The following is a 13,524-nucleotide window of genomic DNA, read 5'->3' on the forward strand; positions in this document are numbered from 1 at the left end:
GGCGGGCATGGGCTGGAATAATCCGCCGATGCCGTGGTCGGAGCTGGAGCGCGCGCTCTCGGGCCGCCTCGCACCCGATTTCCCCGCACCCCGACAGACGCCAGCGGGGCCGCGCGTGTCTTCGGCGCCGGCGGCCGTGACACTGATTCCCGGGGCTCCGACCCCAGGCACGGGTCCGAGCGCCCCCTGCGTGCCCTACGCCGAGCTGCACGCACACTCTCACTTCAGTTTTCTCGATGGGGCCTCATCGCCCGAGAAACTGCTCACCGAGGCAGCCAGGCTGAACCTCCACGGGCTCGCCCTGACCGATCACGATGGGCTCTACGGCGTGGTGCGGCTGGCCGAGGCAGCCGAGGCCCACCCCGCGGTCAAGACGGTGTTCGGTGCCGAACTCTCCCTCGGGCTGGGTGCCCCCCAGAACGGCAATCCCGACCCGGAGGGCAGCCACCTGCTCGTGCTGGCCCGCGGCCAGGCCGGTTACCATCGGCTGGCCGGGGCGATCACCGATGCCCAACTCGCCGACGGCGCCGAGAAGGGGCGGCCGGTGTATGACCTCGACGCTCTGGCGGAGCAGGCCGCCGGCGACTGGATGATTCTGACCGGCTGCCGCAAGGGCGCGGTGCGCCAGGCACTCGAATCCGATACAACCGAAGCCGAGGCCTGCGCCGCCCGCGAGCTCGACCACCTCGTCGAACTGTTCGGCCGGGAGAACGTGCTCGTCGAACTGTACGATCACGGGCATCCGCTCGACAGTGCCAACAATGACCTGCTCGCCGACCTCGCCACTCGTCGCCGGCTGCCCACGGTGGCAACCAACAACGTGCACTATGCCACCCCGGGCGAACGCCGACTGGCGACCGCGATCGCCGCCGTGCGCGGCCGCCGCGGTCTGGATGACATCGACGGCTGGCTGCCGGCAGCGGGCAGCGCCCACCTTCGAAGCGGGGCCGAAATGGCCGCCCGTTTTGCCCGTTACCCCGGGGCCGTCGAACGCACCGTCGAAGTGGCCGACGATCTGTCGTTCGCGCTGCGCACCGCCCGCCCCCGCCTGCCGAAACTCGACGTGCCCGCCGGGCACACCCCGATGAGCTGGCTGCGTGAGCTGGTGCGGCACGGTGCGGCCGAACGGTATCCGCGGGCGACGGATGCCGTCTGGGCGCGTCTGGAGAAAGAGCTCCAGGTGATCGAGGCCAAAGACTTCCCGGGCTATTTTCTGATCGTGCGCGATATCGTCGAGTTCGCTAAGGGGCGTGGCATCCTCTGCCAGGGGCGCGGGTCGGCGGCGAACTCCGCCGTCTGTTACGCGCTCGGAATCACCGCGGTCGACTCGATCTACTACAACCTTCCGTTTGAGCGTTTCCTGTCGAGCATCCGCGATGAGGAGCCCGACATCGACGTCGACTTCGACTCCGACCGGCGTGAGGAGGTGATCCAGTACGTGTACCGCACCTACGGCCGCCGCAACGCCGCACAGGTGGCCAACGTGATCTCCTACAGACCCAAATTTGCGGTGCGCGACATGGCCAAGGCGCTCGGGCACAGCCCAGGCCAGCAAGACGCCTGGTCGAAGCAGGTGGAGCGTGGCGGGCCGATCGGTGGGGCGGACCAGGACATTCCCGCGCCGGTGGCGGCACTGGCCACCGAATTGTTGAAGACACCCCGGCACCTGGGCATCCATTCCGGTGGCATGGTGCTCACCGAGCGGCCTGTGGGTGAGGTGTGCCCGATCGAACACGCCCGCATGGAGAACCGCACGGTGTTGCAATGGGACAAGGAGGACTGCGAATGGATGGGGCTGGTCAAATTCGACCTGCTCGGCCTCGGCATGCTCGCCGCGCTGCAGTACACCTTCGACCTGGCCGACGAGCACCTGGGTGAGAGGTGGCGGCTCGATACGATTCCGCGTGAGGAGGCAGCGGTCTACGACATGCTCTGCCGGGCCGACTCGATCGGCGTGTTCCAGGTGGAGAGCCGGGCCCAGATGAGCACTCTCCCGAGGCTTCAGCCACGCGAGTTCTACGACCTCGTGATCGAGATCGCCCTGATCAGGCCGGGCCCGATCCAGGGTGGGGCGGTGCATCCGTACATCAGGCGGCGCACCGGAGAAGAGAAGGTCAGCTACCTGCACCCGGCATTGGAACCGGTGCTCGAGCGCACCCTCGGGGTGCCCCTGTTTCAGGAGCAGCTGATGCAGATGGCGATGGCCGTCGGCGGCTGCAGCGCCGAAGACGCCGACCTGCTGCGTCGGGCGATGGGCTCCAAACGCGGGGTGGAGCACATCGACACGCTCAGGGCCAAGCTCTACGCCGGAATGGCGCAGAACGGGATCTCGGCCGCAGACGCCGATGTGATCTACCAGAAGATCGAGGCGTTCGCGAGCTTCGGCTTCGCCGAGAGTCACTCCCTCGCCTTCGCCCTGCTGGTCTACGCGAGCAGCTGGCTGAAACTGCACTACCCGGCCGCATTCCTCGCCGCGCTCTTGCGCGCACAGCCGATGGGTTTCTACGCCCCACACACCCTGGTGGCCGATGCGCGCCGGCACGGCGTGCGGGTGCTGCAACCCGACATCCTGGCCTCTGGGGTGCACGCCGGGCTGGAACCCATCAGCGACGACGGCTCGACCTGTTCAACCGGACTGGCCGACTGCCTGCACCTCGAGCAGCCACCGGTCGGCGCCTTCGACCGGGCCGCCCGCGACGAGTCGGAGGACCACAGGCGCGACGGCCGCTTCGCGGTGCGGCTGGGGCTCGCCGAGGTCACGTCCATAGGCGCCCCGCTCGCCGAGCGGATCGTTGCCGAACGCGAGCGGGGCGATTATCTGGATCTCGCCGACCTCGCCAGGCGGGTGGGGCTGACCGCGCCACAATTGGAGGCGTTGGCGGCGGCCGGCGCCTTCGACTCGCTGGACGTGAGCAGGCGGGCCGCGCTGTGGAGTGCCGGCGATGCGGCCAGTGAGCGCGCCGACCAGTTGCTCGGCAGCGCTGTCAGCGTGCAGCCGCCCCTGCTGCCGATGCTCACCGCGGCGGAGCAGACCAGTTACGACATGTGGGCGACCGGCATCCCCAGCGGAGAACACCCGATGCGGCATGTGCGTGAGCCTCTGGCCGACCGCGGAGTGCTGCAGGTTGCGCAGTTGGCCCACGCGGAGTCCGACCGGAGAATCCACGTGGCCGGGGTGATCACCCACCGGCAACGACCGGCGACCGCCGGCGGGGTCACCTTTCTCAATCTGGAGGACGAGACCGGCACTCTCAACGTGATCGTCGGTGTGGGGGTGTGGAACAGGTTTCGCCGGGTCGCACGCGAGTCACCGGCCATGGTCGTGCGCGGCATCCTGGAACGTTCGCCAGAGGGGGTCATCAATCTCATCGCCGACCAGCTGGAGGCCCTGCCGCTGCGGGTCGTGATCACGTCGCGCGACTTCCGGTGAATCCACGGAGCCGGTGAATCCACGAACCGCTGAGCTCACGGACAACTGAGCTCACGGACAACGGGAGCTCACGGACAACAAAGCCCACGAATCACAGGGCTCACGAAGAAAAAGCCCTAGGGAACCGAACAGCACTTAGGGTAGGCTTACCTATATGTTGAGCGTGCGTGGCGTCTATCGAACCTTCGCCGCCCGGACAGGCCCTGTCGAGGCCCTCCGCGGCGTCGACTTCGACGTCGAGCGCGGCAGTTTCACCGCGGTGGTCGGAGCATCCGGTTGCGGAAAGACGACACTGTTGCGCATCATCGCTGGTTTCGACAGGCCGGATGCCGGCGAGGTGGTGCTCGACGGCGACGTCATCGCCGGCCCCAAACACGTCGTGCCCGAGCATCGTGGCGTCGGGATCGTCCCTCAGGAGGGTGCCCTTTTTCCGCACCTGAGCGTCGCACGCAACATCGACTTCGGCCTCACCTCGCGCTCACGCGGCGCAATGCGCACCCCCCGGCTCTCTGCAGCCGGGCGTCGCGAGCGCGTGCAGGAACTGCTCGAATTGATCGGTCTGCCCGGCTACGCCGACCGCTACCCGGCCGAACTCTCTGGTGGGCAACAGCAACGCGTCGCCCTCGCTCGTGCACTCGCCCCCGGCCCGAGGCTTGTACTGCTCGATGAACCATTTGCCGCGCTCGACGCCGCACTGCGCAGCGACCTGCGTGAAGAGGTGCGCGAGGTGCTCGCCGCGGTGCAGGCCACGGCCGTCCTGGTCACTCACGACCAGGAAGAAGCCCTGTCGCTGGCCGACCATGTCGCGGTCATGCGCCGCGGACAGGTCGTGCGCGTCGGAGGCCCGGTCGAGGTGTATCAGCAGCCCGGTGACCGGGAGACTGCAGCATTCCTTGGCGATGTGGTCTTTCTGCCCGGCCGGCTCGTCGCCGATCTGAGCGCCCCGCTCTCCCCCACCGCAACGACCACGACGACCACCGCGAGCCCGCCATCGCCCGCGGCCACCTACGCCCAATGCGCACTCGGGTGCCTCGCCGTGAGCCTGCGATCGGGGGCTGCAGACCACTCCGGCCTGCCCGCAACGGCCGGTACCGCAAAGACCCCGTGTCAGGATGACTGCCTGATCATGCTGCGCCCGGAGCAGATCCGGCTGAGCGATTCCGGCCACCCGGCTCGAGTGACCGCCGTCACCTTTTTCGGCCATGACGCCTTGGTCACCGTTCGACTCGGTGCCGACGGGCACGGGCCCTCAGTACTGCTGCGCACGCTCGGGCACGACCTGCCCCAGGTCGGTGACACCGTCGCCGTTGACGTCGTGGGTGCGAGCACCGCCTTCTCCTCCCCCACCGACTCGGCGGTCGCCGCAAATTCCGCCGCCAAACAGCTTGCAGGTTAGGTTAGCCTACCCTTACAGTGGTGAGTGCCGTATCTGAACGGCGCCCTGACGAAAGGCCCTCTGTGGTTCATCTCCCGCGCTCCCTTCACCTGATCGGCGGTCTGGCCGCCGCCGCGCTGCTTGCAACTGCCCTCACCGCGTGCAGCGCCGGCACGACCGCCGAACCCGGGGCAGAGACGGGCCAATCACCCAGTGGCGCGGCCACGCCGGCCACGCTCACCATTTACTCCGGCCAGCACGAGGCCTTCGCGCAATCCCTGGCGGACGCGTTCACTGCGGATACCGGAATCGCCACCCAACTCCGGGCCGGAAGCGACGTGGAACTGGTCAACCAGATCATCGAGGAGGGCGACAACTCCAAGGCCGACGTGATTCTCACGGAGGAACCCGGACCGATCGACACCCTCGCCGCCGCCGGCGTTCTGAGCCCGGTCTCCCCTCCGACCCTGGCAAAGACCGTTACCCAGTACAATCCCGGCAACGGCCTCTGGCTGGCGTGGGCCGCCCGTGCACGCTCCGTGGTCTACAACCCGACCATGATCTCCGCCGACAAGCTTCCGGCACACCTGCTCGACCTCGCCGACCCGAAGTGGAAGGGCACCTTCGCCTACGCCCCGAGCGGGGCCTTCGTCGGCACCGTCACCTACCTGATCGACACGATCGGCGCGGATAAGACGCGCACCTGGTTGGAGGGAATCCGCGACAACGGCGAGAACCTGGGAAAGAACGCGGCCGTCCGTGACGCCGTGGAGGCCGGCCAGATCTCGTTCGGACTGATCAACCACTACTACTGGTTCCTCAAGGCAGACGAGGTCGGTGCCGAGAACATGGTGTCGAAACAGCACTACATGGGCAACCAGGATGCGGGCGCTCTGGTCTTTCCCTCGGGCGCAGGGGTGCTGAAGACGAGCAGTCACCAGGCCGAGGCGCAGCAGTTTCTCGGCTGGCTGGCCGACGCAGACGGCGGCCAGAAGATCGTGGCGAGCGACAGTCCCCAGTATCCTCTCGGAATCGGCGTGACCAGCACCCAAGATCTGGAGCCTCTGGAGAACCTCGATCCGCCGGTGGTCGACTCGGGCGACTTCGCCAACCCGGAGAACGCGCAGCAACTGCTCGTAGAGGTCGGCATCATCTGAGCAATCCCGTGAGCAGGCCGAAACGACGGGCCAAGATGCGCGCGCCGCGCCTCCTGGCCCTCGTTGCCGTGCTCGTGGCCGGATTTGCCCTGATCCCTGTGGGCTACGTGTTGCTGCGCGGCGGGGTGAGCCTCGGCGCACTCGTTGACACCCTGACGCTGCCCACGACCATGGGCTATCTGGTCAATACGGTTCTGCTCACCATTCTGGTGCCGCTGGCCTCTGTCGTGCTCGGCGTCCTGCTGGCCGTGCTGGTGGTGCGCACCGACCTGCCGGGCCGCCGAATCTGGGCAATGCTGTTCGCCCTGCCTCTCGGCATTCCCGCGTTCGTCGGTTCCTACGCCTGGGTATCGCTCAGCTATGCGGTCAACCCGGCCTCAACAGCCCTATTCGGCCTGCCCGGGGCAGTGCTGATCCTCGGCTCGTCCCTGTACCCGTATGTGTTCCTGCCAGTGGTCGCTGCGCTGCGCAGCCTGGACACCACTCAGGAGGAGATGGCGAGGTCGCTCGGCCACGGGCTGGTGGCGACCTTCCTGAAGGTCACCCTGCCCCAGTTGCGGCCGGCGCTCTCGGGGGGCGCCCTGATCATCGCGCTGCACATGCTGGCCGAATACGGCGCACTGGTGCTGTTGCGATACCAGACGCTGACCACGGCGATCATGGCCCGCTACGAGTTCGGCCGGGCCGAAGAGGCGCTCCTGCTGTCCACCCTGCTGACGGTGCTCTGCCTCGCGGTGCTGGGATTCGACCGGTTGTTATTCCGAGGGGTCGGGCGGGCCGCACCCGACAGCCGGATCCGGCTCGGATCGGGAGTGACCCGCACCTCGACGCCGGCGCCGCTTCACGCCTGGCAGGTGCCGGCACTGCTCGGCTCATCGGCGGTAGTGTTCATCGGGTTGGTCGTTCCATTGACCGGCATCTTCGGGGGCCTGTTCCAACGCCTTTTCGGCAGCGGGTTCGCTGACTATGACTGGCTGCGACTTCTGACCGCGATCGGCAACACCGCGAGTGTGGGCGCCCTCGCCGCACTCGTCACCACACTCGTCGCCATCCCGGTGAGCATGTTCATCACCAGGCATCCCTCCACGTTGAGCATGCTCACCGAGCGTGCCACGTGGATCACCCGATCACTGCCCGGGATCGTGGTGGCCCTGGCACTGGTCTTCCTGGCTTCCCGCTATCTCCCCGGCCTGTACCAGACGATCGCCCTGATGGTTCTCGGCTATGTGTTGTTGTTCCTCCCGCTGGCGGTCGGCGCCCAGCGTTCCGGCCTGTTGGCGGCCGCGCCCCAATTCGACGAGCTGTCGCGATCGTTGGGGCAAGGGCCGTTGACGACCTTCCGTCGGGTGACGCTGCCGCTGGCTCTGCCCGGAATCGCCTCCGGTGCCCTGCTGGTCTTCCTCGATGTGGGCAAGGAGCTCACAGCCACCCTGCTGCTGCATCCGACCGGGTTCGACATGTTGTCAACCGGGCTCTGGTCCAGAACCGAACTGCTCGACTACAAAGACGCGGCGCCCTATGCGCTCGCCTTGGTCGTCCTGTCGTCCATCCCGGCGTATTTCCTCGCCCGACGGATGCTGCGCTGAGCCGGACGACCTGCGCTGAGCCTGAACCCCAGCGCTGAGTCTGAACCCCAGCACTGACGCGCCGGGCCTGCGCGTTCTGCAGGCGCAGGGCGGTGCAGGCTCAGGGCGTGCAGGCTCAGATGGGACGTACCGTGAGTGTCTGCTCTGCCCGACCGAACGGGCCCGACTCATCATGCAGCACCGACGAGGTGACGCCAACACCCAGCCGGCCGAAGCTGACGGCATTCTCCAACCCGAGCAGTTCACCTGTCGGCTGCCGATACAGGTGGATCTGCAGGTCGACGTTCGGAAAGATGTAAGTTCCCGCGCCCGGGGGCACCCGGGGCGCAATGCCGTTCGCTGTGTCGACCAGCCCGACCAGGCGGGCCAGGTCGGAGAACGGTTCATGATCGATCAAGGGGTGCCTGGTGCGCAGCCAGGAGCGACCACGGCCGGCCCGGTGCTCGGGCAGGGGGTACGCCTCGATCGAGCGAACGTAGCCTCCGGGCCAATCGAGTTTCACCTGCCCCGCCGATTGGTCGATTCCCGGCAACGGTGCATCTTCGATCGCCTCGACGGCGCTGGTATCGAAGGCCTGCAGACGCCACGCCGTGGCCCGCACGGCGGTGCGTCCGCCCGCGACCAGTTCTGCCTGCAGCAGTTCGATGCTGCGACCGGGCCGAAGCATCGAGGTGACCACCTCGAACTCCCCGCCGGGAATCACTCCGAGAATCTCAAAGCTGAGCCTGGCCATCTGCATCCGGTCACGAGGTGCGAAATTTTCCAGGCAATGGGCGAGTATGCCCGAGACCGGCGCCATGTGCTGCTCATGGTCGTTCCACGCCCCCTGGGCGTGCACGGTCGAGGTGTACCGGCCGTCTCCGTTCGAGCGGTAATACGGTTCGGCCGCCGCGTCTCCACCCGTCATGCCGCACCGTAGGAAGCGGCGAGCCGCGCGAGCCCCTCATCAAGGCTGACCGACGGGTGCCAGTCAAGGTCACGTCGGGTGCGCCGTTGGTCGAACCAGTGCGCGGTGGACAGTTGCTCGGCCAAGAACCTGGTCATCGGGGGTTCGTCCTTTCCGCCGGTGGATTGCCAGAGCTGTTCGATCAGGCTACCGGCTCCGCGAGCAAGGCCTGCTGGCACCCGCCAGGTGGGTGGTTGAACACCCGCCGCCCGGCAGATCCCGGCCAACAGTTCCGCGACCGGGCGCGGCTCGCCGTTGGTCACGACATAGGCCGCGCCGTGCACCCGGTCGATGTTCTCCAGTGCGGCGGTCAGGGCCCCCACCGCGTTGTCGATGTAGGTCGTGTCGATCAGTGCGGCTCCGTGGCCAAGCAGCGGCAACCGACGGCCACGGGCTCGTTCGACGATGCGCTCCACCAGCTGGGTGTCGCCCGGCCCCCACACCAGGTGCGGCCGGATGGCGACCACCTGAAATTCGGCCGAGTCGGCCGCCAGAGCGAGAAGTTCGGCTTCGGCCTTGGTGCGGGCATAGTTGCCCCTGGCGTGCACGGGGTCTGCCGGTCCGGCGTCGTCCCCCATGATCGAATCCCCGGAATGGGCGACCGACGGAGACGAGACGTAGACGAACCGCGAAACCTTCGCGGCCGTGGCTGCCGTGAGCAACGCGCGGGTGCCCTCCACGTTCACCGCATCGAACTCGGCCGCTGGGCCGGCCAGCGACACCTTCGCAGCCAGATGCACGACCCCGTCCATTCCGGCGACGGCACACGACACGGCTTCCGGGTCAAGGAGAGAGCCGAGCACGTCCTTCACCCCAGCCACCTTCGACGGGCCGCGCTGCAAGGTGCGCACCCGGTGCCCGGCGGCCACCAGCGCGGTTGCAACCGTCGAGCCGAGAAACCCGCTCGCCCCGGTGACCAGGACTTTCACGGCTTGCCCATCCGGCCGCCGGACAGGATGCCGGTGGCCCAGTCCGCGAGGCCGGCCCGGTCGATCTTCGAGTTGTGTCGAATGTCAGTCGGCAGGCGGGGCACGACAATCACGGCTGCCACGGGAGCGTCGACCGCCGCCCGCACCTCGGCAGCCAGGGTGTGTTCGGCCAATCGAACACGGCGGCTGGCCGGACTCGTCTCGACGACGATGACCAATTGCTGGGTACCCGCCGGCCCCACCCCAACCGCGGCCGCACGTGCGACCCGCGACACGCGTTCCGACTGCAGTTCGGGGCCGACCGGCGTGATCACTCCGGCGGGCGTGCGAATCAGATGCACCATCCTGCCCTCAACCCAGAGCCGTCCCACATCGTCCAGGTGCCCCACGTCACCGGTGCGGTGCCAACGTCTGGCACCGTCGGCACCGGTGACACCTGTCCCTCGCAGGGCCTGCCTGTCGGTCAGGTACAAACGGTCGTAGTGGTCCTTGATATGCGGCGCCGACACGACGATCTCGCCGGTGACGTCGGGGGTATCCGAGGGCGAACCGACGGCATCACCCACGTCGTCGAGCGCTGAAACAAGGACCCTGCTGCCTGCTGCCGGGCGGCCGACACACACACCTGACGGTGTTCCCACGACTGGCACAGTCTGCCTGATTTCGTCGAGGTCGATGTCGGTCAACAGCAGTCCCTCGGTCATTCCGTACGGGGTGTGGGCCTGCGCGTTCGGCATGAGTGCGGCGGCCCGTGCCAGCAGATGCTCGGAGACCGGCGCCCCCGCAGACAAAAAGATGCGAACGCCGGCAAGCGCTTCCCGATCGGAGTCGGTGAGCGCCGCCTTGGTCGCATCGACGTTGACGAGCGCGGCTGGGGACAGGAAGACGACCGACGCCCGGGCGACCCGCACCGCGTCGGCCACCGCCGTCGCGGTGAGGGTGGCCGGCGCGGTGACGTCCATGTCGGGGGTGACGGATGTCGTGCCGAGGGCCGGGCCGAGCAGAGCGAACGGGGCGAACCCGGCGACCAATCCGGTGCCGGGACCCACCCCGTATTGGCGGGAGAGGGCCCGGGCGACAGCCGCCAATTGGCCGTGCGTGTAGACGACGCCTTTGGCTGGGCCGGTGGAGCCCGAGGTGAACAGTAGCGCGGCAGCCTGGGTCGGGCGGGGTTCGGGCGGCAACGGGGTGTCCTGGCCCAGCCGCGCGAGCTCCCCGAGCGACCAGGAGACTCCGAGCGTGCGCGCCACGGCTGCGGGCAGACGGGCTGTGGAGATGGCACGCCCCGGCCAGCCGAGCGCCCGTGCGGCGGTGAGCCCCGGGAGCCGGCCGATGACATAGTCGGCCTGCGCGCCGCGTACGGCGCGGCTGAGGCCTTTCAACCCCAACCCCGCGTCGGCGACCACGACAATGGCGCCCACCCGAACGCAGGCGTAGAGCACGGCGGTCAGGTCGGCGCCGGGCGGCACCAGGAGCGAAACCCGGTCGCCGGGCCGAACCCCGATCCGCACCAGTCCGGCTGCGATCTCGCGCACCCGGCGCGACAGCAGTTGCCAGCTCACCTGCAACGGTCGGGCACCGGTTGCTGGCCGCATCTCGATCAGCGCGGTCTCAACGCTGTCTTCGAGCTCGTCGAGAAAATGCCAGAGCGGACGATATTCTGCACTGGTTACGCTGGTCGTCTGCCCGGGGGCCGCCACTTCGGCCGGGTCAGAGCGCGGCTGCACCCGCGACGCGAGCCAGCCGAGGGCTGCCTGCGCATAGTCGACGTCCTCGGCGATGAGGTGACCGGCGCCCTCGAATCGGTGAACGTCGGCGTGCGGCATCCGATCGATCAAGTCGTCAAGATACCGGTCGCCGAAAATCGGGTCGCTCGGACCCCAGAGGAAAAGCGAAGGCACTGTGAGTTCGCGCAGGCCGCCGGCGATCTTCTCGAGTGCTGCATGACTCTCGTGCTCGGGACCCACCGGGATATCGGCCACGAATCCGCCGATCCCGCCGCGACGGGCGGCGCTTCGGTACGGTGCCCGGTAGCCGTCCTTGACCGCTCGCGTCAGCGGCGGATGGGCCAGGGCGAGGGTGGTCTCCAGAAATGCAGGACTGGTCACGGTCGAGGCCTTCAGCAGCGCCGGGTTCAACGCCAGCCGCAACGGTGCCGGAATCGCCGTGTCCGCGGGCTGGTGAACCGCCGTGTTGAGCAGCATCACCCCGGCCAACAACTCGGGATGCGCGAGGGCCCAACCGAGTGAGACCACGCCTCCCCAATCGTGCCCGAAGGTGACGACCGGCCCGGCGAGTTGTAGCTCGTCGGTCAATCCGCTCAGGTCGAGAACCCGGTCAGCCAACGTGCGCGTGCGGCCGGTGCGCTCAGAGAATCCCATCTCGAGTTGGTCGACGGCGATCACCCGCCAGGCTTCGGTGCCCGCGGCGCTCCCCGCACCGGTCGCCGCCATTTCAGTGGCAGCAGAGACCAGCCGGCGCCACAGATACGACCACGTGGGGTTGCCGTGTACGCAGAGGATCGTGCCCGCCGGTTTTACACCGAGTTCAGCCAGCCGATCACCGTTGTCGAGAATGTGCCAGGTGCTCACCCGATCCGGGGCGGCACCCGATTCTGCTTCTCGCGGCACATCGACCAGTCGGGAGAAGCGCTCGTCGAGCCCGTCCAGAGGCACTGGCGGCAACCGCGCCGACTGCATGGGCGCCGCCTGTGAAGAACGAGCGGCGTGCTTCTTCGTCGGGGACAGCCTGGGGAGTGTCACCAGGCGAGTTCCATCATGGCCGTGTTGAGGCCTGATCCGACCCCCATCAGCAACACGCGATCGCCGCGCGACAATGACGCGGCCTCCTCAGCCAGGGTGATCGGAATGGATGCCGGGCCGACATTCCCGAACCGGGGATAGGTCAGCGGTACTCGCGCCCGGTCGATTCCGGCCGCCTTGATGATGGCGTTGGTATGCACGTCAGACACCTGGTGAACGATGTAGCGGTCCATCTTCGACCAGTTCCAGTCGCGTTTGGCCTCGTTCCACGCCGACACCACCAGATCCATGCCCCCGGTGAGCAGGGCGTGGGCATCGGTGAACATGCCGTCGACGCTGCCGACGCACAGGTCATTGAACTGGGTGGCCGCGCGGGTCACGCCGCCCAAGATGCGGTGCCCCTCCGGGTGCTCATCGGCCGGGCCGAGCACCACAGCAGCGGCACCGGAGCCGAGGGTGAGGCTGGCGAATTCGCTCATGAATTCTTTGCGGCCGATGTCGGCGCCGCGAAGGCGCTCGATCGTGTTGGTCTGAATGTCGTCGGCGTCTTCGCCGTCGATCACCATGGCATACTTCACCTGGCCGGAGTCGATGAGTTGCGACGCGAGCGTCATGCCGTTCACGAACCCGAGGCAGGCGTTGGCGATGTCAAAGTTTGTCGCCGACGACGGCAGTCCCAGGCCGTGGTGGATGCGCACGGCCACCGAGGGTTCCAGGTGCGGCCGGGTGACCGACGTGTTGATCATCAGACCGATCTGATCGGCTCGAATACCCGATTTCTTCAAAGCGAGCTGGCCTGCCGTCACCGCGGCTTCGTCAAAGCCCTGTTCAGCGTCCCAGTTGCGACGCTCCAACACACCGGCGACCCGTTGCAGCAATCCTTTGGGGAGGCGCAGCCTCTTCAGCGCATCTGTGAGCCTGGAATCGATCTCGGTCGACGTGGTGACGCGAGGCGCGAGCACCGAGGCGACCGCCAACAGCGCCGCGTTGGCATGTCTCGACGTCGCATTGCCGTTCACGGCGTTTTCCTCATCCCGTTCGCTGATCGAAGCGAACATTCCATTGTCCTCCACCGCACGGGCGCCAGATGACAATTCGCTGGGAGTTTGTCGCGTTTGATGCCATTCTGCAACCCCCTCAGTCGATTGCCCCTGCTATCCGTCGATTGCCACTGGTACCCAGCCGAAATCGGCGAATACTGGATATATGGATCCCGTAGCCCCGTTACTCTATGCCCTGCTGGCGATAAACTTCATCCTCGGTGCGGCGGCGCTCGTCTCCATGATGAGCCGTCCGCGTCACCGATCGACCCACTGAGTCGACCGCTTGGAACAGCCTG

8 protein-coding genes are annotated in these 13,524 nt (G+C 67.5%); 4 read left to right on the forward strand and 4 right to left on the reverse strand.

Annotation, left to right across the window (positions count from 1 at the left end; genetic code table 11):
- Nucleotides 1-7: 7 nt before the first annotated feature.
- From DL891_RS07225 to DL891_RS07240, 4 genes are all read left to right on the forward strand, one after another.
- Nucleotides 8-3,430 (forward strand): error-prone DNA polymerase, encoded by a 3,423-nt coding sequence (locus DL891_RS07225; RefSeq protein ID WP_111719755.1) that lies wholly within the window; start codon nucleotides 8-10, stop codon nucleotides 3,428-3,430.
- Between the two features lie 154 nt (nucleotides 3,431-3,584).
- Entirely contained in the window at nucleotides 3,585-4,826 is a 1,242-nt protein-coding gene (locus DL891_RS07230; RefSeq protein WP_111719756.1) for an ABC transporter ATP-binding protein, read from the forward strand.
- A 62-nt stretch (nucleotides 4,827-4,888) separates the two neighbouring features.
- Nucleotides 4,889-5,962, forward strand: coding sequence for an extracellular solute-binding protein (locus DL891_RS07235; protein ID WP_157962429.1), 1,074 nt, complete (start codon nucleotides 4,889-4,891; stop codon nucleotides 5,960-5,962).
- Nucleotides 5,963-5,970: 8 nt separating this feature from the next.
- Nucleotides 5,971-7,548: an iron ABC transporter permease gene (locus DL891_RS07240; RefSeq protein WP_157962430.1), complete on the forward strand. Its 1,578-nt coding sequence runs from the start codon at nucleotides 5,971-5,973 to the stop codon at nucleotides 7,546-7,548.
- A 115-nt stretch (nucleotides 7,549-7,663) separates the two neighbouring features.
- Here DL891_RS07240 and DL891_RS07245 read toward each other — a convergent pair whose 3' ends face one another.
- From DL891_RS07245 to DL891_RS07260, 4 genes are read right to left on the reverse strand one after another with little or no spacing between them, the layout of a single operon-like run.
- On the reverse strand, nucleotides 7,664-8,455 hold the full coding sequence (locus DL891_RS07245; protein ID WP_111719759.1) for a thioesterase family protein: 792 nt from the start codon (nucleotides 8,453-8,455) through the stop codon (nucleotides 7,664-7,666).
- Nucleotides 8,452-9,423, reverse strand: coding sequence for an NAD(P)-dependent oxidoreductase (locus tag DL891_RS07250; protein ID WP_111719760.1), 972 nt, complete (start codon nucleotides 9,421-9,423; stop codon nucleotides 8,452-8,454). The genes DL891_RS07245 and DL891_RS07250 overlap by 4 nt, the downstream gene beginning before the upstream one ends.
- Entirely contained in the window at nucleotides 9,420-12,122 is a 2,703-nt protein-coding gene (locus tag DL891_RS07255; RefSeq protein WP_111719761.1) for an alpha/beta fold hydrolase, read from the reverse strand. Before DL891_RS07255 ends, DL891_RS07250 begins: the two co-directional genes overlap by 4 nt.
- Nucleotides 12,123-12,181: 59 nt before the next feature.
- A complete protein-coding gene (locus DL891_RS07260; RefSeq protein WP_111719762.1) occupies nucleotides 12,182-13,243 on the reverse strand; it encodes a 3-oxoacyl-ACP synthase III in 1,062 nt (353 codons plus the stop codon).
- Nucleotides 13,244-13,524: the final 281 nt, after the last annotated feature.

The sequence above is a fragment of the Homoserinimonas sp. OAct 916 genome (assembly GCF_003260275.1).
Classification (GTDB): domain Bacteria; phylum Actinomycetota; class Actinomycetes; order Actinomycetales; family Microbacteriaceae; genus OACT-916.